This is a genomic window from Thermococcus coalescens (assembly GCF_055392585.1).
The window spans coordinates 55,493-80,077 of record NZ_AP043764.1; the positions used below are offsets into that span (position 1 = coordinate 55,493).

A 24,585-nucleotide genomic window follows, 5' to 3' on the forward strand; every position below is an offset into this window, starting at 1 on the left:
AATTCATTTTTTGCACAGTTCTTCAACAAGCTTAACGACCTCGGGCAGGGCCTTCTCGACCTCGTCGCTCAGCTCCATTCCAAGGTCTATCTCCTTGGCAACAACGCCGATGAAGTGTATCTCGGCATTCGCGAGGCGCTCATCGAGCGACATCAGAAGTTTGAGCCCGTCTATCGCCCCCATGAAGTGGGCGCTCCTTATCTCAGCCCTGAGCTTCTCGAATACCTCCTCCCCCTTCAGGTGCACTATCTTTCCCGGTGGAAACTCCGTGCTCAGGATGGCGTCGATGATTATAAGCCTCTCCTCCCCGCGGTAGTGGCTTGAAAGCCTGAAGATGTCGGTGCCTACCTCAAGGACGTTGCAGCCCCTCTCGATGAGTATCCTTCCCGCTTTAAGTCCGATTCCATCGTCCTTCATCAGCTCGTTGCCGAGTGCAAGGATGAGGGTTCCCATGGAATCACCCCGTTATAAGGTCAACACCTTCCGCCTTCGCGGGGCCCGGAAAGTCGTCATCGGGAGTCGCCAGTGCAAAACCGTGCTCGATGCAGGTTGCAAGAATCAGTGCATCGTTGGGGAGCATGGCGTACTTCTCGATGAGCTCTTTGGAGAGCAGTGTTGTTTTCAGCGTCATGTCCACGAAGGCATGACTTTCGATCGTTGAGAATACGAGGTTTAGCTCATGGGGAAGTTTTTCTGGTCGCCCCTTAATCGTTCGTGGGGCTTTTCCAGAATAGAAACCGAGTAACAGATAAACAACCTCGCTGAAAACTATTGGATTTATAAACAGTACACTCTTGGAATCTATCAGAGGCAGGATAATTTTCTTAGCTACAGGATTCCCTTTAAAATGCTCGACGAGAATGGAAGTATCAAGTAAGACGTTTCTCATATAGCTCCCTCTTGATTTCCTTCCAAGTTTTGTCGGTTTCAAGTATCCCCGCGAGTTCCTCCATGTTCTTTCGTATCTTCTCCTTGTTCCTCAGGTACTTGGCCATCTCCTCAACTTCCTTTTTGAACATCTCGGCGTACTCATCGGGAACGTTCACCCTTATAACTACCTCTCCCATAACTCTCCCCAGAGTTTGTTTTGTGCAGGACTTTAAAAAATTTGAGAAACGGAAATCAGAGCCTCGCCACGTGCACCGAACAGGAGATGCACGGGTTGTAGGCCCTTACAACCATCTCCGCGAGGAGCTTGAGCCTTTCCGGGTCGTCGCTGTAGTGCTTCTCCGCCATCATCCTGACGTGCTCCTCCATCTGGGCGAGGTTGAACGCCGTTGGGGTTATGATGTCCGCGTAGGCCACCCTTCCGTCCCTGACTTCGAGGGCGTAGATGAGGATTCCGCGCGGTGCCTCGGTCGTGCTGACGCCGAAGCCGTCCTTTACCTTAACCTCGTCCCTCGGTCTTACCGGCCACCTCGCGAGCGCCTCGTCGATTAGGTCGATGGCCTTCTCTGTGAAGTAGACCAGCTCAAGTGCCTGGGCCAGGTTGTTGGCGAAGGGGTTGGTCGGCCTGAGCAGGTCTCTGTGGCTCTCGTAGAGCTCCTTTGCCCTCCCGTAGAGCTTGTCGGCATGGTTCACGACGCGCGATATGGCCCCCGTCATGAAGGGCTTCTCCCCGTTGTAGAAGCTGTGTTTGGCAAAGCTGTGCTCCACAACGCGTTCGACCATGTGCTTCTTGTAGTCCTCGCTCGGGAACTCGAAGCCGTCGCTGACGCTTATGGCATCTCCGTAGATTCCGTAGACGTCCCCCCTCGGCTTCACGGCCATGTGGATTATCGGCCCCTCGACTTCCTCGTACTGCTCCAGCCTGGCGAAGAGCTCGAAGGTGTACTCGGCCTTCGGGAGCGCTTCGCTGAGGCGCTTCTTCATAAGCTCAAGGGTGGTCTTGCCGGGCAGTTTGCCGAAGCCTCCGAGGATCGCGTTCTCCTGGTGTATCGCCCTGCTTCCAAGCTCGTCCATTACCCAGCCTCCGAGGTTCTTGAGGTCGAGGGCAATGCCTATCTCCTTCTTGTACTCGTCGACCATCTTGAGCGGGTTGGAGTAGCCGAGGTAGTCCGGGAGAACGAGGAGGTACAGGTGGAGCGCGTGGCTCTCTATCATGTCGCCGATGTAGAGGACCTCTCTGAGCGCCTGGATCTCCTCACGGGGTTCAAAACCAATCGCCTTTTCTGCCGCCTCCAGTGCCGTGAGCTTGTGAGCGGCCGAACAGAAGGAGCATATCCTGGGGTAAACCGCCAGCGCCTCGTCGAGCTTCTTGCCTATGGTTATGGCCTCGAAGAACCTCGGGCCCTCTATGATGTTGATCCTGACCTCTTTGACGCCCCCGTCTCCAACGACTATCTCAACGCCGCCCTTGCCCTCAACACGCGCTATGTGGTCAACTGTGATTGGAAGGTAAAGGTTCTTCATTCTTCCACCTCCCTGAAAGCGGCCTCCACCATTTCCTCAACCTTGGGGTTGTGACCGTTGAAGATCTTCATCCTTTCGAGGATCTCCTCCTTGGTGTAGCCCTTGTTCTTGAAGGTCTTCGCCAGCGAGTCGAACCAGGCGACGTCGTAGCCTATCGCTCCCCTGCAGCCGATGCAGGCCACATTGAAGCCCGGACAGCGGGCGTCGCAGCCGGCCCTAGTGAGCGGACCAAGGCACGGCTCGCCCTTCTCGATGAGTATGCAGCTGTTGCCCTTCAGCCTGCACTCCACGCAGACAGGGTAGTCTATGTCCTCCGGCCATGAGCCGACGAGGAAGGTACCGATGGCGTAGAGGAAGTCCTTCTTCTCCGGCGGACAGCCGTAGAGACGGTAGTCAACTTTGATGTACTCCTCGACCGGCTTCGCAGGCTTCGGCTGGAACTTGACCTTTGCATCGCCGTATACAGTCTTCCACAGCTCCTCCAGGCTCTTGTTCTGATCCCAGCTCTGGACGCCTCCCTGGGTTGCACAGGCTCCAACCGCGACAACTACCTTCGCGTTCTCACGTATCCTCTTTACGAGTTCCGCCTCCTCCTCTGTGGAGACGCTTCCCTCAATGAAGGCGATGTCCACCGGCTCGTCCTCGTAGGAGTCCCTCTCTATCATGTACCAGCACACTATCTCAGCGTTTGGGATGAGCTGGAGTATCTCGTCCATCATGGCAAACTGGAGCTGGCAGCCGTAGCATGAGGTGAGAGCGTAAAACCCGATGCGAACTTTTCCTCTTTCCATTCCCACCACCTCAGTCCAGTAAACCCGGCGTTGATACTATGTCAAAGTACGTGAAGACCGGGCCGTCCTTGCAGATGTACTTCCAGCTCGTGCTCGTTCCGACGTTGCAGTGGCCGCACTTCCCTATTCCGCACTTCATCTTCCTCTCCAGCGTTACGAATATGTTCTCCGGCCTGTAACCGTAGTTGATGAGCGACTCAAAGACCGCCTTGTACATCCTCGGCGGACCACATATCGCCACGGCGGTGTTCTTCGGGTTGGTGTTGGCCTCGACTATGAAGTTCTGCGGTCTTCCGTGGAGTCCAGGCCACTCGGGGTCGCGCGTAACGCTCTGGATTATCTTGACGTTCTCGGCCTCGGCCAGATCCTTCATGGCCTCCAGCTCCTTGTAGAACAGGAGGTCCTTTCCATAGCGGGCGGTGTTGATGAAGGTGATGTTGCCGTACTTCCAGCGGTTGTCCATCGCGTACAGGAAGACGCTCCTGAGTGGGGCGGTTCCAAGGCCTGCGGCGATAAGGAGCAGGTCCATGCCCTCCCACTCGTCAACCGGGAATCCGTTTCCGTAGGGGCCGCGAACGAGGACGGTGTCTCCGGGCTGGAGTCTGTGGATGACCGTGGTGACCCTTCCGGCCTTTCTGATGCACAGCTCAAAGAATCCCTTCCTCATGGCGGAGGAGCATATGCTTATCGGAACCTCTCCGACGCCGGGTATGGTGAGCTGGACGAACTGTCCCGGGCGGAAAGTCCACTTCTCGGCCAGCTCTGGATCCTCAAACCTGAAGAGGAACAGCTTCTCCTTCTCGGTGAGAGGATAAACCTTGAGAACCTTTGCCCTGTGGAGTGTGTAGGGGTTCTCGTCCGGCATCATAATCTCCCTGGGAACTACCTCGCTCATATGTCCTCACCCCTTATCTCCGAGGCGTAGGCGAATCCCCTCTTTGGAATCTCCTCGCTTATCTCAGAGGGACAGGCCTTCTCCTCAAGTCCAAGGATCGTGCGCAGGTTCTTCACGAAGCTTATGCCCGCCGGGCAGAAGTAGGTGCACCTGCCGCAGCCGACGCAGTAGCTTATGCCGAGCTTCTCGTTGTAGGCGTTCTTACAGAGGTACCTGTTGCGGAAGCGGTCCTTCTTGGTCGGCCTGAAGTTGTGGTTTCCTGCAACGAGGCCGTGGCTTCTGAGCTGGCAGGAATCCCAGCGCCTCTCGCGGTAGCCGGTGTTCCCGTCGAGGTTTACTATATCCTGCACCTCGTAACAGCGGCACGTCGGACAGGTGGTGTTGCAGTTGCCGCATGCGAGGCATATGTCCGCCTGCTCTTCCCACATCGGGTGCTCCATCTCAAGTTCAAGGAGATAGCGCAGGTTGCTCCAGTCCTCATGGTACTTGAAGGCCTTCGAGCGCTTGTTCTCAAACTCACGGAAGTTGCAGATGTCCTCGTTGGTGACCTCCTCAAAGAGCTTGATGTTCTTGTCAACTATCCTGTGGCCGGTCGGTGTTCCAACGCGGACGAGCCAGCCGTCCGGGAGCTCGTGGAGGAACAGATCGAAGCCATCGTCGGCAAAATCCGTCTCGCGGAGGTTGCAGAAGCAGTACTCATCCGGCATACAGCTGATGCCTACGATGATGCCCTTCTCCCTGCGGACCTTGTAGTACTTGTCCGGAAGCTCGTCGAGGTATATGGTGTCAAGGATCTTGAGGCCGAAGATGTCGCAGGCGTGGAGACCGAAGAGCACGAAGGGCTCAACGTCCTCTATGACCTCCTTGTACTCGGCCTTGGAGAGGTTGAACTCGAAGAGCTTCTCCCTCGGCAGGAAGAAGAACTTCTTCGGCGGCATTATCGTCCTGTTGTAGTGGAACTCGACCTTTTTGACGTCGTCTATTTCCCTGAAGTCGTAGAACTTCTCGGAGATTTTCACGGGGGCGTAGAGCTTGCCCCACTCCTTCAGCCTTTCAAGGAACGCGTAGGTATTTTCCTTCGGGAGCTTAACGTATCTCAACCCAACCACCTCCAATGAACATAACCATGCATGTGCTCATCTCTGTCCCCTCAATTGAGGCTTGGCTGGAGGTTAAAAAAGCGTTTTTAAACCCGAAAATTGTAAACCAAAAGTTAACAACAGACTTTTCGGCGAGAGAACAGGGGTCGGCTAGGCGTTTCGGGCGTACGGTCGAGTTTTCGAGGCAGTTTGTCCCGGTCAGGGAGGGTGATGGAGAAGTTGAGGTCACTCGCCAATCCCCGGGAAAAAACTTCGGCTCACGGCTCGCCTCGGAGCCTCTTCTCAAGCCTCAGGTAGATGAAGAGGACTATCATGAAAAGGGTTATGTAGTAGCTCCACCGGAAGGGTATGAGCCCCATTATTCCGAGTGTGTATATGACCGTCAGGATAACAACGATGGCCAGCAGTATCCTGTAAAAAGTCTTCCGCTCCATACTCCCACCGGAGAAATTTGGTAGGGCCCTTTTTAACGGTTGCCCGGAAAATAAAATGTGGGGGTTCATCCCCCGCTGGAAGCCGTTGCATTGCATACGAGCGGCTGGAACTGGTAGTTGAAGACGTCCGGGTGCAGGTACTCGGCGATCTCCTCCAGTCCGTGCACTATTCTTGGTCCCGGCCTGGAGACAAGGTTGTCGTCGCTGATGGTGAATACCATGCCGTTCTTGAAGGCGTTCGTGTTCACGAGCTCCGTGCTGCAGAGCTCCTCCGCGGTGATGCCGGCATGAGCGGACACTATTATCACATCGGGGTTTCTCTCAAGGACCTGCTCCATGCTCACCTGGGCCCAGCCGCTCATGTCGGAAAATATGTTTTCACCGCCCGCGAGCCTGATCAGGTCGTCCTGGAAGGTGCCGCTGCCGGGAACGTAAAGCGGATTCCACCAGGTTATGAAGAGCACCTTTGGCCTGGGCTGACCAGCCACCATTGAGGTGACGTAGCTCACCTTCGCCTCCATGTCTGCGATCACCGTCCTGGCTCCCTCTTCGCGGTTGGTTATCTTTCCGAGCATCCCTATGGCCGTGTAAATATCACTGATATTCTTCGGGTCCACTATGAGCACCGGGGCTATCTTCTCAAGGTCGTTCAGTATGGACATCGAGAAGCTGTCCGCAAGAATCAGGTCAGGGTTCAGGGACGCAATTATCTCAAGGTTCGCGTACTGGCCGTAGCCACCGACCCGTGTGATGTTCTCCACTGCCGGCGGGAAGTCTGCCCACTTTGTGACACCAACGAGCTTGTCCCCGGCACCTATGTAGAAGAGGCTCTCAGTAATGCTGGGTGCAAGGGAAACTATCCTCTCGGGTTCCTTCTCGATGGTGACCTGCCGCCCCGCGAAGTCCGTGACCGTGAGTGGGTAGCTGACTTTGAATGCCCCCGGGTGGAGGAGCTTTGCTATGGCTTCGAGTCCCCTAACAACGCGCGGACTTGGGTGTATGAGGTCGTTTTCGTTCTCGATAACATACACATTCCCATCCCTGGCGGCCTTCGTGTTTGCGAGGGGGCTGCTGTAGACGTCCTGAACCGTCATGCCGCAGTGGGGCGTGAGGATTATGACGTCCGGGTTTCTCTCAAGGACCTGCTCCATGCTGACGGTTGGCCAGCCGCTTGCGTCGGCGAATATGTTCTCCCCTCCCGCGAGGCCAATGACGTCGCTGATGAACGTGCTTCCCCCAGCTGTCATGAGTGGGTTGTTCCAAACGATGTAGAAAACCTTGAGCTTTGGTTCGTCAGCAACGGCGGAGCTTATAGTCTTGATCTTCGTCTGGAACTCGATAACGGCTTTCTGGGCACTCTCCGGGGCGTTGAAAATCTGGCCCAGGAGGTCAAGGGCCCTGGGTATATCGTTGAGGCTGTGGGGGTCAACGACAACCACGGGGGCTATCTTTTCGAGGTCGCTGAGAATGGGCGTTGAATAGCTGTCGACGAGTATGAGATCCGGGTTGAGGGAGGCTATTACCTCAAGGTTTGCATACTGCCCGTAGCCACCTATCCTAGTGACGTTGGCAACCTCCGGGGGGAAATCATCGTAATCCGTAACCCCGACGACCCTGTCGAAGAGGCCGAGGTAGTAGATGTCTTCCGTGATGCTCGGGGCCAGAGTTACAACGCGCTGCGGTTCGGAGTCTATAGTGACCGTCCTGTTCGCGAAGTCCGTAACGGTTACCGGATAAGATGGCTTCTCGGATTCGGTGGACGTCTGGATAGGGGAGGATGTCTGCGGAGCTGTCTGGGGGGTCGTGGTGGGTGTCTCCGCGGTAGTTGGTGTTCTGGACGTGCTTGAGGCGGTATTTTCACCGCCTATGCAGCCCGCCGCTATGACGGCGCCTAACAGCAGGAGCATGAGCAAAAAGGCAGTCCTCTTCATTCGCACCACCTGGATTATTTGTCCATCACTGATTTGGCTGGGGGTATATAAAGTTGTTGGATATTTTGGCCATCAAGATAAAGGAGAAAAGCGACCGCTCATGGTTTCTTGAGCAGCAGAAACACAAGAACAGCGGCACCAATGAGAAGCACCACGGCGAGCCCCACAATCCAGAGGGGAGTCCTTGGCGGTGCTGAGGTTGTCACTGATGTTTCGCTGGTGCCTGTGGTCGTCTCTGCCACAGGGTTTGAGGTGGTCGTGGTGGAGACCGTGAGGTGCGTGGTTGTGGTCGTCTGCTGCGTTGTGGTTGTCGTCGTCACCGTGGTGGTTGTGGTTTCCTCCGGCGGGGCCAGCTTCGACGCCTCAAGGATTGCCCAGCGGAGGATGTTAGTCACGAACTGCTGGCCATCGAAGAGATAGCTGCCGTAGCGGTTCACCCATATGGGCACGGGGCTTCCGTATGGACTTTCCGCACTGACTATCAGAATGCTTTCCCTCCCGTTGGGGAGTTTGACGAACTCCACGGCCAGGAGCGTGAACAGCCCCCTGTCCCAAGCTTTGTAAGCCCTTGCCTCCGGGGCGTAGTCGTCCTCTATCATTCCGTTGCCGCTGGTCGTGGCTATCCTGTAGACGCCCTCAGGGATCTCCCCCGCGATTAAAGGATGCCATCTGCCCTTTTCGTCCACCCACGCCAGGACACCCGGCTCATGGAAGAGAACCTTGCCCACTTCACCCTGGTAGCCCCTGTTGAGAATATCTGCGTCGGGGGTTTCCAAGTCCACCCTAACGAAACCGGCCACGTACGCGCTCTTCCCGGCGTTGCTGAACGTGTCGGTTGCCGTGGCGTAGTCTATCCTCAGCCTGGTGTTCGGTATTGCCGAGAGCAGTTCGTTGACGTTTCGCTGGACGTAGGCACTGTCCTTCCTGTCGCAGTCCCCGGCAACCCACAGGACTTTCCCTCCCTCTGAGAACCACTTCACGATGGCCTCCATCTCCCCGGGAGAGAACCTCTTCCACGGCTGTCCTATTATAAGGACATCAACGCCCTCTAGAGCCTCGTACGTGATGCCGTCGCCGAAGTGCTTGACACCGGCGTTCTCAAGCTCCGGGGTGTAGCCAATGTAACCCCAGTCATACCATGAGAGGGTTGGTATCATGCCCTCGGCTATGACCTTTCCCGTGACCGGGTCAACTATGGACGAGACCAGCGCTACCGTCCCTTCATCGTGTGAAACGTCAACCGCTATCGTGGTTGCATCCACGCACTGGGAGAAAAAGAGGGCAAAAATAATCACCGTGATTAACATCTTCTTCATCGCCAGTTCCCCCTCGTATTATTTTTCTCTTAAAATAATGGGCTGTGGATGATAAAAACGTTTCCAAACGAGAGAAAAGGAAAGAACAATTTTACTCCTTCGTTTTTCCGATTCTGAATATATCCACACGGGTTATAATCCCAGCCACCTTTCCTTCCCTGTCCTGAACCAGAACCGCTGGATGCTCTTCAAGGAGATATTTAACGACCTCAAGGTCTTCGTCCTCGTTGACTATCGGGAACGGCTCTTCCATGACCTCCATGACCTTCCTGTCGTAGATATCCTCGTACTCAAGGCTCTGCCTGACCAGGGTCCGCTCCGTCACGGAACCGACAACCTTATTGCCCGCGATAACCGGAATCTGCGAGATGTTGTGCTCGTTCATTATCCTGATGACGTTTTCGACGAGTTCGTAGGGCTTAACTGAGATAACGGGGGAAGACATGACGTCCTTCGCTTTGAGCTGTGCCCTCTTGCATTCGAGTAGGGCCTGCAGAATACGGTTGAAGGTTGATAATCGCGGATCGACCTTCCCCGCCTCTAGCTTGGCTATGTAAGCCTGAGTCACGCCCGCCTTCTGGGCGAGCTCTTCCTGGGTTATGTCGAGCTCCTTCCTAATTCGCTTTATCTCCCTGGGGTCAATGGGGCGGGGGATTGTCACCATACATAACCACCAGTTATTTATTTCAGTCTTGGAGGTTATAAGCCTTCCTCAGAAGGGGGTCGAAGTGTGGGCCGGGCACAGAGGCCCGCGTTCATTCCCTCGCGCGGGTGGATGCTCCCGGCCCTGTGGGCTCGGCGTGAGCACGCTCCGCTCACTGAACCCGGTACCTCGCGGAGGCGGGTTGACCGAGCCCGTGCGAGGAGACGTGTTGTCCCCTCGCTGTCGGCGGTTAACTCTAAACCTGAAGAGCTTAAAAGTTAAGCGGTCGAGATAAGCACGACCCCAAGCACGGCCAGAACGAGGCCCTCCAGTATCTTCTTGTTCGGAGGTTCTTTCAGCAGGGCTATCGCGAGGGCCGAGGCTATTATGGGATTTACCGCGGAAACCGGAGCCGATATCTGGGAGCCTACCTGGTTTATTGAATACACGAAGAGGTACTGTCCCAGCATGAGGCCTGTAAAGGCCGCCCCTGTCAGGAGCAGGGCCTCTCTCAGGGTTATTTCCCTCAACTCTCGCAGGTACTTGGGGAGGAACACCGAAACCCCGATCGCCGCAAACATCATTCTGATTCCCGCGAGGGAGAGAACGTCCACGTATCCGGTCAGCCAGTCCATAGTGAGTATTGCAAAGCTCCATGAGAGGGGAGCCAGGAGGGCGAAGATAAAGCCTTTGGGGTCGACCCGCTCTTCCTCCTCAGCCCTGCGAACCACGATTATGGCGGTAACGACTAGGATTGCCCCTATCACCACCTGGGGGCTTATCCTCCGCCCGAGGAAGAGAAATGCCCACAGTATGGTCCACAGGGGATACGTCGATGTTATGGGAACCGTTCTGGAGACGCCCATCATCTTCAGGGCGTTTAGGTAGAAATAGTCGCCTATGACGAAGCCGAAGAGTCCCGAGATGAAGGCCACGGCAAGGAGGATCGGTGAGAGTTCGGCTATTTTGGAGAACGTGCCGTCTATCAGGAAGACAACGACGAACATCACCGAGACGGCGTAGAGACGGAATATATTGGCAGCAACGGGGCTCTTGTTTTTCATCCCCGCTTTTATCAGTACCGTTGATGTGGCCCATGAGACCGCCGATGTCAGTGCTGCAAGAACTCCGAGTACTACGCCGTCCATGTTGAAACCGGGGAACGTTCAGCTTAAAAACTTAGCGTTTCGATGGAAGACGAATACTTCATATTAGCATTGCGATGGGCAGTGTGTAAAACCATTCCCCATCCACCCATACATCAAGGGCCTTCCCCGGTTTATAACCTTCCCTGGCAAAATACAGGATGTACACATAACCGTTCAGGACGGCGAAGACCAAAACGGGGAGATAGTGACCGAAGCATCCAAGGACGTATGCCGCTACAAGCCACGGCACGAAGGTTGAGTTCATAAGAAGCAGAAGCCGTCTGCTTTTTTCCAGCCCCAACTTCACTGGTATCGTCTGTATTCCGTTCATCCTGTCTCCATCTATGTCCCTGACGTCAAAGAGCATCGTGTTTATCATGCTCTTCATGAAAAAGAAGTAGTATATCATGAGGACTTTCTGGAGGCCCACATTTCCCGCAACGAGATAGGGGAGAAACGCGGTTCCGTTTGCCCATGTCACTGCTATTATTACGTTTTTGACCCCTGTAATGTCCTTTAGCCTCGGGTGTCCGGGATGCAGTCGAATGCTGTAGAGCACGCCGGCGATTATAGGGAATAGGACGACCAGAACCGCCCACGGGCTTGTGAGGGCGCTGAGGATTACCGCCACGACCAGCGAGATGATCACGGAATATTTGAGAAACTTGGCTATTCTCTTCACGTACCCAACCCTTTCGGGGTTGTTAATCTCGTCCTCCCTGATGTCGGTCAGCTTATTGATTCCGTAAACGCTGAACACCAGAAGGAACGTGGCCACGAGCAGGTTCCATCGCGGGGCTATACCGTAGAGCAGAAAGGAAAAGTAAAGCTTGAACACACCACTAGCCGCTAGAAACAGGGAGGTGGAAACCAAAAAAGTGAATACACGACCAGCTAACCAGGTACTCAGACCAAAGGCACTCCCAGTTCCGTTCTGTTTTGAATATTTGGCATAGCCAGAGGACAACCCCATGTTCTTCATTAATAATGATTTAAAACGGAAATTATATAACCCTTTCAGCCTTTTTCTTGTAATATTCAAAGAGTTCTATTCCCCACTTTTTGGCCCGTTCACTGGTGCTGATAAGGTCGTTCATCATGTCATACGTGCCGTTGGTTAGGAACAGGCCGAGGGACAGAAAGTTGTTTGTCACGGTAAACGCGACCTTTGGGTTTTCGTCGATTACATAGAGCTTGACGTTTGGAAGACCCTTGACTTTCTCAACGGCCTCCGGAGGCGACAGTTCAACGAGCCTCTCGTACACGGTTCTGGTCGTGATTATCTCAATATCGACTTCCTCGCCAAAGGCCAGCTCCAGGAATTCCTCTGGGTAGTCCGCGAACAGTATGGGGGACACGCCCTTTATCCACTTGGACGTTCTTATCAGCTCCATGTATATCTCGTGGGGCAGCTTCAGGTATTCCGGCGTGGTTGTGTGGAGTTCTGAATCCACGAGGTCTCCCAGCCTCAGCAGAAGCTCTTCCGGAATGCCGCTGATGTCATGGGAGAGCCAGAACTCTTCAAACCTTTTTATGCTTTCCAAGGCCCCCCTGATGTTTCTAACCTGGAGGGAAACCAGATATCCTATATTGGTGAGCCTGTATTGCTTGGTTTCGGGGTCTTGAATTACCAGCGTTTCCTCCATCAGGTCGCTGATGGCGTGTGAGATCGTTGACTTGGTTGAACCCACCCGGGAATGAATCTCGCCCAGTGTTTTGGGCCCCTCTGAGAGGGCAAGCAGCACTTTATGCCGCACGCTGGATGTTACAACCATTTTGAGCACGTTTTCCGGATTCATGGCCTCTCCTCCCCTCCCTTTTACGGTGTCATCCTAATAAACTTTTCTTGATGTCACAACTTTTGTCCTGTCAGAACAATTTTGTTTTTTAAGAGCAAAAACGTTATATATCCCAAATGCCCAAGGGGGTATTGTGAAACACATGCAAGTGGTAACGTCTGGACTTGACTATATCGACCACGCCATTGGTGGGGGTCTCGTAAGGAGTTCGAGTCTGTTAGTGATATATGACTCCTTCTCAATGGGCTGGGAACTGCCCTTTGAAATCCTGAAGCACCAGATTTCCAGGGGAGTTCTGGGCATCATCATAAACTACAACCTTCCGCTTCCAAGGCTGATGCTGAGGGCAAGATCCGTGGGGCTTGACATTGAGGAAGAGGGACGGAAGGGCAATCTTGCGGTTATCGATGTTTTTGGATCAAGGTATGATTTTCATTATCCGGCGGATTACGTTTACCGGATAGAGAGCTTCAACCCTGAAACCTACATCCCAAAGCTTGAGCAGATATACAGAACCATCTTTAAGAAGACCGAGAAAACAGAGGTCGTTGACCTTGTGTTCTCCCTCGATGGCATGGCGTTTGAAATCGGGGAGGAGCGTAGTATAAAACTGATCAAGCGTCTCCTATCCAATCGCGTTATAAACGGGCGCCATCTTTTCTCGATGTATCTCCTCGGAGAAGACAGGGTATCTAGGGGCTTCCTTTCGTGGAGCATTGAATTCAGTGACTACGTGCTTGAATTCTCAAGCAAGAAGAGCGAGCATGGAATTTTCGAGCAGATGTACGTCCTCAAATCGCCCCTTGCCAAATTTGAGCCAATGGCCTACAGATATGACACCAAACACCAGGGCCTGATGCCGCTCACGTCCCCCAAGAGCTGATGTGGGGACAGGATTATAAGGGACAACTGAGAAGGGCGAAACGCATGATGACCTCGGCAGAACTGACGTCAGGATGATGAGGATCTTGAGTGCTGAATAATAAAAAGAAATCAGCGGAGGATTATGTTGAGCTTCCTCAGCTCTATCCTTATGCTGTACTCCTTTGAGACCTCGCGGAGGATGCGTCTTATTGCGTCCTCGATGTCCTTCTTTATCTTGCTGTCCGAGACTCCCGAGAACGAGCCGAAGAGACCCCCTGTTTCCTCCCTCAGGAAGCTCGCTTCAATGTCAACCATCACCGTGGAGTCCTTAATCTCGTGGTTCATTTTGAGCCATTTGAAGGTAACCCGGGGTATAAGCTTCATCTCCGCGTGAATTCTGGTCTTTAGAGTCTCTATTGCGGGTTCTATGCGGCCTTTGAGCATGGCCTCCTCTGCCTCTTTCTTCTTTTCCTCTGTCAATGGGGCGAGGTCCTCTATTCCGGCCTGCTTGAGGAGCTGCTCGACCTCCTTCTCCAGGAGTTCCTTCTTTGCCAGGACTTCCGCGGCTTTGCTGGAGGTTACCTTGGGAGCTTCCCTGGCGGCGCTCGCAATGGTGGGGGTTAGAACCTCAACGTCGATGTTGTGGACGGTTATGTAGCGCTTTATCGACCTTCCAAGTTCTCTGGCGTGCCTTGTGAGGATGTCCCTGGCGATTCTCTCAACTGTCTCCTTGGTCATTTCGGTCTCTCCGACCATGGACAGATTAATTTCGAACTCTTTTCTGCCCTTGACGTCAAAATACGCTTTCTTGACCCTTACTCCTGCCCCCTCCAGCTCGGTAATAACGGTTCTGGCATAGGCGCTGAAATACGGCCAGACGTCCTCAAGAACGGAGAGGCTTATCTTTCCGTCCTTTGTCACGTTGCCTGTCTTCTTTTTATCCCTGTCCACGATCTCCTGAGGCTTGATTTCCTGCCCGTCTATCACCACGCTGACGTCTTTGATTATAGGCTTGACCTCGGCCTCCCTGAGAAGGATGGGGGCATATTTGCTGACCGCGTGGAGCATCCTCTTCTCCGCGATTTCTATGTCCCTGGAACTGCCATCCGAGTTGCCGTATATGTGGACGTTCAGATAAACCACACCTTCACCAACGTTTGCATCAAACTCGATCTTGCTGATCCTGAGACCCTTGATCTTTTTGGCTTCCTTGAGCAGGTCTTCGGCGTATAACTGGAACGCCCTCTCTGGAAGCTCTCCCCCGGTAAAGTTAACGATGACCTCCGGTTTTTCTGGGGGAGCCGCAGCGGATTTTTTCTCCTCTACCCCTGGGGGGGCGGGGGCGGAGGGCTTCTCCTCAGTGGGGACTTCGGCCTTTTCCTCTACCTTCGCTTCTTCCACAACCGGAACCGCCTTGGGAACCTCCTGCGTAACGGTCACGGGGGTCGTTGATTCTTTCTGTTCCTCCTCCCCTTTCGGTGGACCTTCCTCGGCCTTTTTGAACAGCTCGTTCAGGGGTATTTTCGGTGTCTGGACGTACACATCAACGTTATCCGCTATTGAAAGCTTGATTTCCAGCTCATCAAGGGCATAAACGTCAACGACCATGGGTTTACCGATGAATGACTTCAACACGCTGATTGCCTCTTCTCCGTTGAGGCTCTGCTTCTTGTCCACGAGAAGACACTCGGCAGCGAGTACCTTAGAGCGGTCGAGGAGTATTGTCATGTAGTACTTTCCGGCGGAGTCCTTGGCGAATATCTTTAGAAACGCACCGCTACCCTTTGAGAGGCCCTTTTGGATGAGCTCCCCCAGTTCCCCCGCCGATGTTACTACCACGTTTTCAATGAGTGGTTGCTTGTCCGGCAACTGCATGCTCATCACCATTAGCTATATATATCCCTCCATCAAAGAAATCCCGAAAGGAATTCACCGTCTTAGTATATCGGCGCTTGTATTTAAACATTATTGTGCAAAAAGGTGAGAAACATGCGGGTGCTGATACTTGGAGGCGGGGCAATCGGCCGCTCAATAGCAGACTCTCTCAAAGGAGAGTTTGAGGTTATAATCATTGAGAAGGATCAGCTCCGGGCAAAGGCTCTTGAAGAGAGCGGATTCCAGGTCATTCGGGGAGACTTTTCATACACCGCAACGCTGCTAAAGGCCGGCATAGACAAGGCTGAGCTGGTTATAATCACCGTTATGGACGTGGACACAATAAAGAAAACGGTCTATGTGATAAGGACAAATAACAAAGATGTCCCGATCCTCACAGTCATCCCTGACGAGGTGAGTCTCGACGACCTTATTTCTCAGATCAACGAAGAGTTCGAGGCGGAGGTCAGAGTGGAGTACGCGATTTCACCCCGGAGCGCCCTTAAGGATGCTGTGGTGAAGACCGTCGAGATGCTCGGCGAAAAGAAGAACGCCAACCTTCTCGTGAAGAAGCTCAAGGAGCTGAAGGCAAAGAGCGACTCCCTCTTGATAGTAATGCACGACAATCCGGATCCCGATGCGATAGCCAGCGCAACGGCGCTCAGCGTTATAGCCCAGACGCTCGGCTTCAAGACCCAGATCGTGTACGGCGGTGAAATAACCCACCACGAAAACAGGGCGTTTGTCAACCTGCTGGGGGTTGACATAAGGAAGATCTCCCGCGGCTCCTATGAGCTCAAGCGCTATCCGGTTATAGCACTCGTGGACTGCCAGCCCAACGGGAACCTGACGGTACTGGAGGGCAACGACTACGAGAAGATAAAGATATTAATCGACCACCATCAGATACTGCAGCACCTTCAGGAACTCCTTCCGGACGATGCCTTCCTCGACATAAGGCCGGAAGTGAACTCATCGTCCGCGATACTGGCGGAGTATCTCCGCACCCTCAACATCTCTGTCACGCCCGTCCTTGGAACGGCGCTCTTCTACGGCATCTACATCGACACCAAGAAGTTCTCCAAGCTGAGCCATGTAGACCTGAAGGCGATAGAGTTCCTTGCCGGAACGGTCGACTACGAGCTCCTTGACAAGATAGAGCACCCGGACATAAGCACCGAGACCGCTGAGATACTGGCCAAGGCGATAATGAACCGCCGCATCTACAAGAACGTCGTTGTCAGCAACGTTGGGTTCATAACGAACCGCGATGCGATAGCCGAATCGGCCGACTTCCTCCTCCGCCTTGAGGGAATAACCACCGTTCTGGTCTTCGGCATCGTTGATGACAGGATAGAAATTTCCGCCAGAACCCGCGATGTCAGGGTCAACATAGGCACGGTTCTCAGGGAGGCCTTTGGGGACATCGGCAGTGGCGGCGGCCACGCTCAGTCCGGTGGTGCAAGGATTCCGCTGGGGATCTTCAAACTGGCCAGGGACAAGAGCTCACTGCTGAGGCTGGCAGAAGAGGCAATAACCGAAAAGTTCCTTGAGGCGCTAAAAGTTAAAGAAGGCTGATCATTCTTCCCTTGCTTTTACCAGTATTATGTCTCCTATTGCGGTGACCCTGTCGTAGGGGACGCCGACCTTCTCCCCCGGAAGACCCAAGGCGAGTACCTTTGCCTGCCCTCTGTCTATCTCGATTAGTATCTCGTCGACGTAGCCGACGTAATAACCCTTGGTGTTGTATATCTGCTTTCCGTAGAGCCTTGAGAGACGCATCACCATTTTAATCACCGGATTAGGTTGTTGGTGGACGTATTTAAACGTTACCTCCTCGGGATGTTCTTGGCCACGGTGAACGCCCATCTTCCAAAGACCGCAAAAAAGGCCAGTACTGCCCCCATGACGCCTATTGTGAAGAGGCCGACAACTGCACCCTCCGAGCCCTGCAGTGGCTGATAGCCCTTGAACGTCAGCATCGCGACCGTGAAGCCCCCAAAGTACGTTAGCGGCACCAGGAACATATCCAGAAACCCGTTGGCACCCACGAGCATCATAACCACCACGACAACAGCAAGGAACGCGTAGACGTCGCTGGAACCCACGGACTTGACCATCCAGACACCCGCGAGAAGGGTCGTTGCAGCGAATCCCAGGGGAAAGGCGTAGGCGGACGCCCGCGTGTCCGTTGGATACCTTGCTCCCAAAAGCGATCCAGCCAGCATTCCTATGTATATCAAATACACAAAGTTCTCGTTCTTCATTGGAGAGTACATCCCGACGGCTATGGCGAATCCGATGAAAGCCCCAATGCCAGCCCAGGTGAGTACCGAACGCCAGTTCATCCTCTCACGACCTTCACGGTTATCCTGCTTCCGTCTTTTAGTCCCAACTTCTCCCTGAGGCACACGGGGGCGATTATCTCGGCGATCCTTGGCGGGTGGACTGTTCTGGATGGTATGACTATCGCTCCCTCCACTTCGTTTATCTGAACGCGGTAGGCTTTAACGTCCCCAAAGGTTCTTCCGCCTTTTGAGAATCCGGGCAGGATGACAGGTCTAACGCCGCAGAACGCATCAAAGACAGTCTTTGGAAACAGCACGCGTATGTTTAGGGTGCCTGGATACGGGTCAAAGCCCAGGTACTCACGTATCAGGTGGGAGTACTGTCTGACGTAGTACGCTCCCTCTCCGATTCCGGATATGACCTCACCGATTATTATGCCGTTGTAGAGGGCCTCGGAGATAGCATCGCAGAGGTTCTCCAGAAAAGCCAGTCCCTCTTGGCTTATCTCAATGTAGGTCTTTCTTCCTACCACCTCTTTTTCCACCAGCCCCTCTTCCTCCATTTCCTCGAGCAGTCGGAGAACCGACTGGGGAGAGATTCCCAGCTCGTTGGCGAGTTCTCTAAGGGTTATCTTTATCTTCCTGTCAAGCGCGCCCTTCCGGGCGAGCAGTATGAGCATTTGAATCCTTTTCATAGCCTTCCCCTCTTTGACAGCCTGTCCGCGAGCTTCAACGGCCTGGGATAGCCGCTCTCAAGCAAAGACGCGACGATTCTCACCGCAGACTCTAAATCGATTAAGTGCCCGACGCTTACATAAGCTTTTCCCACCTTTATGAACTGTCCCTCAGCGATTCCCTTCAGGGGCTTCTTGGCAACACCGATCGTTGGTCTTCCGAGCAACAGCCCGATGTGGGAGGCGAGCCCGTAGCCCCGGGGATGTGCCCTCCCGTGTCCCTCCACGAGCAGCACATCAAACTCCTCCCCCCTCACCGCCAGGAGAACCGGCCGCGTCTCTCTGAGGAAAAAGAAAGTGGGGACGTAGGGGAAGGCAATTTCCGTCTCGATTACCTTGGTTTTCAGTACCCTGCAGTCGGGATAGGAACACAGGACAAAGGCCGCTCTGGCGGTGTCGCCGTAGGAAACATCGACTGCCCCAACGGTTTTCACGCTCTCCGCCCTAACCGGCCTCTCTATGATCTTCAAGGCGAGCTTCCGCTGGGCCTCTTCAATCTTCCTGAGCTTTTTGTTCATTTCATTAATCACCTAATTATGCAATTAAATAACTATCCGTTATCCCCCGCCACCGCATCAAGCTTCTCCTCAAGCTTTCTGCCCAGCTTTGCCCTCGTCAGATCCTCAAGGGTTCTCTCGAGTATGTGTCTTGCCTGATCCTGCTTCCCCCTGATGTTCACCAGTCCCTTGGGGTACTCCAGTGTCATCAGCTCTTCATAGGTTGCTTCCATGAAACGGTAGACCTCTTCCGCTCCGGTTATGTTGCCCTCCAGAAGTAGTATCAGGAAGCGCCTTCTCAGCTCTCCTATGAAGTCGCCTATCCCGAGCGCGTAGTCAGCATGAGGGACTCCGAGCTCTGAGGGCGATGGGAACTCTCCACCCGTTATGTACGCAAAGAACAGGCTGGCTTCCACGAACTCCTGGTGGGCATTCTGGACATAGCCCGTAAAGTATATCTCTGGGTGGCCTTTTAGCTTTTCTCGAAGGGTTTTCACTTTTTCCCGGGCCAGATTGAGCCTTTCGGCGGCCTTTTCCTTTTCTCCACGGTGAAGGGCTTTTATGGCATCTCCACTCAGGCGAACTACTTCCCTGGTAAGCCTCAGTGCCTCCTCTCTAAGCGCATCCTTTTCGTCAAGAACCTCACGTATCTCACGTATAATTTCCCTCAATCCCATGTTCCCACCGAGAAAGGTTGTCGTGGGAGCTTAAAAAGTGTGGGCTTGGCTGATCCCCCGCCCTCATGGAGCGCCAAACGGCGGTCTCTGGCGGTCCGGAGGCCAAGCCCTGTCCGCCCGGCATCGTCGCACCCGCTCATCGTTGCCCAGACCTCCCGGGCCCGGGCCACCGGGCGTCGTCGGATGCCTCCGTTGTGGAAGATTTTCGGGAAAAATTTTAAGGGTTTCGGATTTAATAACCTCTAGGAATATTGACGTTTCGAATTCATGCCGAAAAGTATATAAATGGATGAACAGAGGTGCTCATACAAACCTTATGAGGTGACGCTCATGGCGGAGAAGGTTAGGAACATAGTGGTTGAGGAGCTCATGAGAACCCCCGTTGAGATGCAGAAGGTCGAGCTCGTCGAAAGGAAGGGAATAGGACACCCTGACAGCATAGCCGACGGCATAGCGGAGGCTGTCAGCAGGGCGCTCAGCAGGGAGTACATCAAGAGGTACGGGATAATCCTCCACCACAACACCGACCAGGTCGAGGTCGTTGGCGGTAAGGCCTACCCGCGCTTCGGCGGCGGCGAGGTCATCAAGCCAATTTACATACTTCTCTCCGGAAGGGCCGTCGAGATAGTCGACAGGGAACTCTTCCCGGTTCACGAGGTCGCCATAAAGGCCGCCCGCGAGTACCTCAGGAGGGCCGTCAGACACCTCGACCTTGAGCACCACGTCGTCATTGACTCCCGCATCGGGCAGGGAAGCGTGGACCTCGTCGGTGTCTTCAACAAGGCCAAGGAGAACCCGATTCCGCTCGCCAACGATACCAGCTTCGGCGTCGGCTACGCTCCGCTCAGTGAGACCGAGAGGATAGTCCTTGAGACCGAGAGACTCCTCAACAGCGACGAGTTCAAGAGGAAATACCCCGCCGTTGGTGAGGACATCAAGGTCATGGGCCTCAGGAAGGGCGACGAGATAGACCTCACCATTGCTGCAGCCATAGTTGACAGCGAGGTTGACACTCCGGACGACTACATGGCCGTCAAGGAGGCCATCTACGAGGCCGCCAGGGGAGTTGCCGAGGCCCACACCGAGAGGAAGGTCAACATCTACGTCAACACCGCAGACGACCCGGAGAAGGGCATCTACTACATCACCGTCACCGGAACCAGCGCCGAGGCAGGTGACGACGGTTCCGTTGGAAGGGGCAACCGCGTTAACGGCCTCATCACCCCGAACAGGCACATGAGCATGGAAGCAGCAGCCGGTAAGAACCCGGTCAGCCACGTCGGAAAGATATACAACCTCCTCTCAATGCTCATCGCCAACGACATCGCGGAGCAGGTCGAGGGCGTCGAGGAGGTCTACGTCAGGATACTCAGCCAGATAGGCAAGCCCATCGACGAGCCGCTCGTTGCCAGCGTCCAGGTCATCCCGAAGAAGGGCTACAGCCTCGAGACCATACAGAAGCCGGCCTACGAGATAGCAGATGCATGGCTCGCCGACATTACGAAGATACAGAAGATGATACTGGAGGACAAGCTCAGCGTCTTCTGAGCTTTCTCCTTTTCTAAAAGTTTTGAAAAACCTCAAACGGCCGAATAGCCGTTCTGCTTGAGAACCCTGACGAGCCTCGCCTCTTCCAGGGCAAGGGCGACCTTTTCCTTCTTAACCTTGGCGAGCTTCTTGGCGGCCACCTTTTTCTGGCGGGCCACCCTTATGAGCTTGACCTCCTCAAGCATGAGGAGCTCCTTCTGCTTTTTCACAACGTGCAGCTTCCTCTGGAGTAATTTTAGCCTCTCCATTTCGCGCCACCTGCATCTATATAGAAACTATAGTCCTTAAAAGGTTTTCGCTGAATGCTACATGTACATTCGACGATTAACGAGGAACAAGCATATAAACCTCAGACAACAAAATAAGGTGAGTTCTCGGGGGTAAATCGATGATAATCGCCGTGAGTGGTACTCCCGGAGTCGGTAAAACCACCGTTTCAAAGCTCCTAAGCGAGAGGCTTGGCTACGAATATGTGAGTGTGAAGGATTTTGCCCTCATGAAGGGTATCGGTGAGCCTGTTGGGGACGAGATTGAGATAGACGTTGATGCGCTGATCCGTGAAGTTAAGGCCGAGTTCTCCGCCAGGAACGTTGTCATCGATGGCCACCTCAGTCACCTAGTTCCAGCCGATGTTGTCGTGGTCCTCCGTCTCCACCCGAGAGCAGTGGCCGAGAGGCTCAAATCCCGGGGATACTCCCGCAAAAAGCTGGCCGAAAACGTTGAAGCCGAACTCGTAGACGTCATTCTCGTTGAAGCGCTGGAGGAGAACGAGAGGGTTCTGGAGGTTGACACCACGGATAAGACCCCAGACGAGGTCGTCGATGAGATCCTGACACTTCTTGAGGAGGGGGTGAAGAAGAGGGTAGGGGTTGTCGACTGGAGCGAAGCATACGATGACGTCCTCGAGTATCTGATGCTGGGGGGTGATTAAATATGGGGGCCATCAAATGGCTCAGACTGGTGCTTGTAATACTCCTCACAGCTCTCGTTCCGGCGATACTGGGGTACCTCCTTGTGGGTATCCGGGGTATGATCGCCGTCCTTTTTCTCGTTTTAATCGTCGACTGGCTGGTTTACTGGTACGGTGACAGGCTTCTGATGAAGTGGTACAGGGTCAGGCTCGTTACCGAAAGCGATTATCCCTACCTGTACGCCGTTCTGAGGAAGCTTTCGTCCAGCGCAGGGGTTCCTCTCCCCAAACTGGCCCTGGCCCCCGTTGGCACCCCGAACCTGTTCTCGACCGGCAAGGGCTCGGGAAGCGCCACCATAGTCCTCACCTACGGGCTGCTGAGGGTGCTCGACCCCGACGAGATAGAGGGTGTCCTGGCCCATGAGGTGGCCCACATACTGAACGGAGACACCTTAATTCAAACAGTCGTTTCTGTGATTACGGGTTTTGTACTCAGCGTCGCCTATGCCCTCGGCAGTCTGTTCAGCTTCGTGTCTCGGAAGGAAAAGGGCGATGATCCCAACAGCGGGTTCCTGGTTAGAATACTCGCTCCCATAGCTGGGGGCCTTCTGTACATCGGCCTGAGTCCCTCCCGGGAGTACTTGGCCGACGAGCACGGAGCAAGGATAAGCGGCAAACCCCTCGCCCTCGCCAGCGCCCTGTTAAAACTTGACAAGGCGATATCCTTCCGCCCCATGAAGGGGGGCAACCTGGCCACGTCAGGACTCTTCATCGTAAACCCCTTCAGGGGAGGTCTGGCCGAGATGGTCTCAACCCATCCACCCACCGATGAAAGGGCGGAGAGGCTTTTGAAGATAGCAGAGGAGATGGGCGTCTACACATGAGGGGGTGATCCCGTGAGATTCATCGCGGTAACGGACATTCACGGGAACTCCAAGAGGAGCAGGCAGCTTGCCGAAGTTCTGAGGGGCGAAGAATTTGACGCACTCCTCGTTGCGGGAGATTTAACCCATTTCAGCGGTTCTAGTAGAGCAAAGGAAGTTCTTGAACCTCTTCTGGAGCTTGATATACCCGTGCTTGCCGTTCACGGAAACTGCGACGGCAGGGACGTCCCGGGACTCCTGAGCGAACTCGGAATAAACGTCCACAACAGGCGGGTCGAGGTCGGGGGGATCGGCATTGTTGGAATTGGCGGTTCAAACATCACGCCCTTCCACACGGTATGGGAGCTGGCGGAGGACGAGATAGCCGCAATTCTGGAGAGGAACTACCGTGACGGCGACATAATCCTCTCCCACGTTCCGCCCCATGGGACTGTGGCTGACAGGGTTCACCTTGGCCACCACGTTGGCAGCAGAGCATTGAGGGAGTTCATCGAGAGGGAGGCCCCTCCGGTTGTCGTCTGCGGCCACATACACGAGGGGAGAGGGATCGACCGGATCGGAGAAACCCTCGTGGTAAACCCCGGCCCGCTCTTCAGAAAGTATTACGCCGTGATAGAGCTCGGAGAAGGGATAAATGTGGAACTGAAGAAGCTTTAAACGAGCTTCTTCTCCCTCAGCACTTTCTCCATTCTGTCCATGGCCTCTTCGAGCTTTTCGTACGCTGTGGCATAGCTTATCCTGATGTAGCCCTCCCCGGCGCTTCCGAAGGCCGAGCCGGGAACGACTGCGACCTTGGCCTCCAGGAGCATCAGCTCGCTGAACTCCTTGCTGGTCAGGCCCGTGTCCTTCACGCGCGGGAAGATGTAGAAGGCGCCCTTAGGTTTAACCGTCGGAAGCCCCATCTCGTTAAGACGCTTCCACACGAGGTCTCTCCTGCGTTCGTATTCTTTCCTCATCTCCTCGACGGCCTTCCAGCTGCGCTCGTCCTTCAGGGCCTTCGCCGCCGCGTACTGGGCGAACGTAACCGGACAGGTCGAGTTGTACATCTGGAAGCGGGTCATCCTCTCGATTATCCATTCCGGAGCTGCGACAAAGCCGAGACGCCAGCCGGTCATGGCAAAGGTCTTTGAGAAGCCGTTGATTGTGAGGGTGCGCTCGAACATGCCGTCGAGGGAGGCTATGCTGTAGTTCTTGGCGCCGTCATAGACGAAGTGCTCGTAAACCTCATCACTGAAGACCATGAGGTCGTGCTCAACTGCGAAGTCGGCTATCTCTTCGAGGTCCTTCCTGGTGAGAACCGCACCGGTCGGGTTGTTAGGGGAGTTTATGATGAGGGCCCTCGTCTTCCCGGTTACGTGCTTCTTGAGGTTGTCGACGCTCAGCCTGAATTCGTTTTCCTCGCGGGTAGGGACTTCGACGGGCTTTCCCCCGGCAAGGATAACCGCGGGAGCGTAGCTGACGAACATCGGGCTGGGGATGAGGACTTCCTCACCGTCCTTCAGAAAGGCCGCAAAACCCATCAGAAACGCCTGGTTGGCGCCGACGGTCACCATTATCTGAGTCTTGGGGTCGGCATCGATGCCGTTCTGCTCCCTTAGCTTCCATGCCAGGGCTTCCCTGAGCATCATCAGTCCCGCATTCGGCCCATAATGTGTCATTCCCTTGTCGAGGGCTTCTTTTACGTATTCCTTGATGTGCTCGGGAGTATCAAAGTCAGGCTCACCGATTCCGAGTGAAATGAGCCCCTCAACACCCTGAGCCAGGTCAAAAAGCTTCCTAATCTCAGAAGGGTTAACGAGTTCCAGCCTGTCGCTCAGCGCCATGAGCATCACCGCTTTT

At 54.4% G+C, this 24,585-nt stretch carries 28 protein-coding genes; 6 read left to right on the forward strand and 22 right to left on the reverse strand.

Translation table 11 applies throughout. From position 1 onward, the window contains the following. Nucleotides 1-3: 3 nt before the first annotated feature. From ACZ5M3_RS00345 to ACZ5M3_RS00410, 14 genes are all read right to left on the reverse strand, one after another. The gene (locus ACZ5M3_RS00345; protein ID WP_464839765.1) at nt 4-453 is read right to left on the reverse strand and encodes a hydrogenase maturation protease; all 450 of its coding nucleotides are present in this window, start codon (nt 451-453) and stop codon (nt 4-6) included. Nucleotides 454-457: 4 nt separating this feature from the next. Further along, complete coding sequence (locus ACZ5M3_RS00350; RefSeq protein ID WP_464839766.1) at nt 458-889, reverse strand: type II toxin-antitoxin system VapC family toxin; 432 nt, start codon at nt 887-889, stop codon at nt 458-460. Further along, nucleotides 870-1,067, reverse strand: coding sequence for a hypothetical protein (locus ACZ5M3_RS00355; RefSeq protein ID WP_464839767.1), 198 nt, complete (start codon nt 1,065-1,067; stop codon nt 870-872). Before ACZ5M3_RS00355 ends, ACZ5M3_RS00350 begins: the two co-directional genes overlap by 20 nt. A gap of 55 nt (nt 1,068-1,122) precedes the next feature. Next, nucleotides 1,123-2,412: an NADPH-dependent hydrogenase/sulfhydrogenase 1 subunit alpha gene (gene hydA / locus ACZ5M3_RS00360; RefSeq protein WP_464839768.1), complete on the reverse strand. Its 1,290-nt coding sequence runs from the start codon at nt 2,410-2,412 to the stop codon at nt 1,123-1,125. After that, complete coding sequence (gene hydD, locus ACZ5M3_RS00365; RefSeq protein ID WP_464840980.1) at nt 2,409-3,203, reverse strand: NADPH-dependent hydrogenase/sulfhydrogenase 1 subunit delta; 795 nt, start codon at nt 3,201-3,203, stop codon at nt 2,409-2,411. The genes hydA and hydD overlap by 4 nt, the downstream gene beginning before the upstream one ends. A 10-nt stretch (nt 3,204-3,213) precedes the next feature. Further along, on the reverse strand, nt 3,214-4,098 hold the full coding sequence (gene hydG / locus ACZ5M3_RS00370) for an NADPH-dependent hydrogenase/sulfhydrogenase 1 subunit gamma (protein ID WP_464839769.1): 885 nt from the start codon (nt 4,096-4,098) through the stop codon (nt 3,214-3,216). Next, a complete protein-coding gene (gene hydB, locus ACZ5M3_RS00375; protein WP_464839770.1) occupies nt 4,095-5,198 on the reverse strand; it encodes an NADPH-dependent hydrogenase/sulfhydrogenase 1 subunit beta in 1,104 nt (367 codons plus the stop codon). Before hydB ends, hydG begins: the two co-directional genes overlap by 4 nt. Nucleotides 5,199-5,455: 257 nt before the next feature. Further along, complete coding sequence (locus ACZ5M3_RS00380; RefSeq protein WP_464839771.1) at nt 5,456-5,632, reverse strand: hypothetical protein; 177 nt, start codon at nt 5,630-5,632, stop codon at nt 5,456-5,458. Between the two features lie 65 nt (nt 5,633-5,697). Then, nucleotides 5,698-7,563: an ABC transporter substrate-binding protein gene (locus ACZ5M3_RS00385; protein ID WP_464839772.1), complete on the reverse strand. Its 1,866-nt coding sequence runs from the start codon at nt 7,561-7,563 to the stop codon at nt 5,698-5,700. A 98-nt stretch (nt 7,564-7,661) separates the two neighbouring features. Further along, nucleotides 7,662-8,879, reverse strand: coding sequence for a hypothetical protein (locus ACZ5M3_RS00390; protein WP_464839773.1), 1,218 nt, complete (start codon nt 8,877-8,879; stop codon nt 7,662-7,664). A 91-nt stretch (nt 8,880-8,970) separates the two neighbouring features. Further along, a complete protein-coding gene (locus ACZ5M3_RS00395; protein WP_297093210.1) occupies nt 8,971-9,543 on the reverse strand; it encodes a CBS domain-containing protein in 573 nt (190 codons plus the stop codon). A gap of 257 nt (nt 9,544-9,800) precedes the next feature. Then, nucleotides 9,801-10,670, reverse strand: a complete 870-nt coding sequence (locus tag ACZ5M3_RS00400; protein WP_464839774.1) for a DMT family transporter — start codon at nt 10,668-10,670, stop codon at nt 9,801-9,803. A gap of 58 nt (nt 10,671-10,728) precedes the next feature. After that, nucleotides 10,729-11,652: a UbiA family prenyltransferase gene (locus ACZ5M3_RS00405; protein WP_464839775.1), complete on the reverse strand. Its 924-nt coding sequence runs from the start codon at nt 11,650-11,652 to the stop codon at nt 10,729-10,731. 22 nt (nt 11,653-11,674) lie between these two features. Continuing rightward, complete coding sequence (locus tag ACZ5M3_RS00410; RefSeq protein WP_464839776.1) at nt 11,675-12,469, reverse strand: helix-turn-helix transcriptional regulator; 795 nt, start codon at nt 12,467-12,469, stop codon at nt 11,675-11,677. A gap of 133 nt (nt 12,470-12,602) precedes the next feature. On the opposite strand from ACZ5M3_RS00410, the gene ACZ5M3_RS00415 reads away from it, so the two are divergent. Then, nucleotides 12,603-13,352, forward strand: a complete 750-nt coding sequence (locus ACZ5M3_RS00415; protein ID WP_464839777.1) for an RAD55 family ATPase — start codon at nt 12,603-12,605, stop codon at nt 13,350-13,352. A 110-nt stretch (nt 13,353-13,462) separates the two neighbouring features. On the opposite strand, the gene ACZ5M3_RS00420 is transcribed toward ACZ5M3_RS00415, so the two are convergent. Further along, entirely contained in the window at nt 13,463-15,208 is a 1,746-nt protein-coding gene (locus tag ACZ5M3_RS00420) for a hypothetical protein (RefSeq protein WP_464840981.1), read from the reverse strand. A 114-nt stretch (nt 15,209-15,322) separates the two neighbouring features. Between ACZ5M3_RS00420 and ACZ5M3_RS00425 the strand changes: the two genes are divergently transcribed. Continuing rightward, on the forward strand, nt 15,323-16,786 hold the full coding sequence (locus ACZ5M3_RS00425; RefSeq protein ID WP_464839778.1) for an NAD-binding protein: 1,464 nt from the start codon (nt 15,323-15,325) through the stop codon (nt 16,784-16,786). Here the strand turns inward: ACZ5M3_RS00425 and ACZ5M3_RS00430 are convergent, their stop codons facing one another. Genes ACZ5M3_RS00430 through ACZ5M3_RS00450 form a run of 5 tightly spaced genes read right to left on the reverse strand, consistent with a single transcriptional unit; the run spans nt 16,787 to nt 19,404 of the window. Further along, on the reverse strand, nt 16,787-16,996 hold the full coding sequence (locus ACZ5M3_RS00430) for a PRC-barrel domain-containing protein (RefSeq protein WP_464840982.1): 210 nt from the start codon (nt 16,994-16,996) through the stop codon (nt 16,787-16,789). Nucleotides 16,997-17,037: 41 nt separating this feature from the next. Then, complete coding sequence (locus ACZ5M3_RS00435) at nt 17,038-17,556, reverse strand: hypothetical protein (protein WP_464839779.1); 519 nt, start codon at nt 17,554-17,556, stop codon at nt 17,038-17,040. Further along, nucleotides 17,553-18,191, reverse strand: a complete 639-nt coding sequence (locus ACZ5M3_RS00440) for a DUF120 domain-containing protein (protein ID WP_464839780.1) — start codon at nt 18,189-18,191, stop codon at nt 17,553-17,555. The genes ACZ5M3_RS00435 and ACZ5M3_RS00440 overlap by 4 nt, the downstream gene beginning before the upstream one ends. Continuing rightward, nucleotides 18,188-18,748 (reverse strand): endonuclease V, encoded by a 561-nt coding sequence (locus ACZ5M3_RS00445; protein ID WP_464839781.1) that lies wholly within the window; start codon nt 18,746-18,748, stop codon nt 18,188-18,190. Before ACZ5M3_RS00445 ends, ACZ5M3_RS00440 begins: the two co-directional genes overlap by 4 nt. Before the next feature lie 32 nt (nt 18,749-18,780). After that, the gene (locus ACZ5M3_RS00450; protein ID WP_464839782.1) at nt 18,781-19,404 is read right to left on the reverse strand and encodes a translin family protein; all 624 of its coding nucleotides are present in this window, start codon (nt 19,402-19,404) and stop codon (nt 18,781-18,783) included. 330 nt (nt 19,405-19,734) lie between these two features. On the opposite strand from ACZ5M3_RS00450, the gene ACZ5M3_RS00455 reads away from it, so the two are divergent. Beyond that, a complete protein-coding gene (locus ACZ5M3_RS00455) occupies nt 19,735-20,952 on the forward strand; it encodes a methionine adenosyltransferase (protein ID WP_464839783.1) in 1,218 nt (405 codons plus the stop codon). A gap of 32 nt (nt 20,953-20,984) precedes the next feature. Here the strand turns inward: ACZ5M3_RS00455 and ACZ5M3_RS00460 are convergent, their stop codons facing one another. Beyond that, nucleotides 20,985-21,200, reverse strand: a complete 216-nt coding sequence (locus tag ACZ5M3_RS00460; RefSeq protein ID WP_464839784.1) for a hypothetical protein — start codon at nt 21,198-21,200, stop codon at nt 20,985-20,987. Between the two features lie 140 nt (nt 21,201-21,340). Between ACZ5M3_RS00460 and ACZ5M3_RS00465 the strand changes: the two genes are divergently transcribed. From ACZ5M3_RS00465 to ACZ5M3_RS00475, 3 genes are read left to right on the forward strand one after another with little or no spacing between them, the layout of a single operon-like run. Then, nucleotides 21,341-21,883, forward strand: a complete 543-nt coding sequence (locus ACZ5M3_RS00465) for an adenylate kinase family protein (RefSeq protein ID WP_464839785.1) — start codon at nt 21,341-21,343, stop codon at nt 21,881-21,883. Nucleotides 21,884-21,885: 2 nt separating this feature from the next. Next, nucleotides 21,886-22,746, forward strand: coding sequence for a M48 family metalloprotease (locus ACZ5M3_RS00470; protein ID WP_464839786.1), 861 nt, complete (start codon nt 21,886-21,888; stop codon nt 22,744-22,746). 12 nt (nt 22,747-22,758) lie between these two features. After that, nucleotides 22,759-23,403 carry a metallophosphoesterase gene (locus ACZ5M3_RS00475; RefSeq protein ID WP_464839787.1) on the forward strand — a complete coding sequence of 215 codons (645 nt, stop codon included), beginning with the start codon at nt 22,759-22,761 and terminating at the stop codon, nt 23,401-23,403. Here ACZ5M3_RS00475 and ACZ5M3_RS00480 read toward each other — a convergent pair. Continuing rightward, a complete protein-coding gene (locus tag ACZ5M3_RS00480; protein ID WP_464840984.1) occupies nt 23,400-24,569 on the reverse strand; it encodes a pyridoxal phosphate-dependent aminotransferase in 1,170 nt (389 codons plus the stop codon). The genes ACZ5M3_RS00475 and ACZ5M3_RS00480 overlap by 4 nt on opposite strands. Nucleotides 24,570-24,585: the final 16 nt, after the last annotated feature.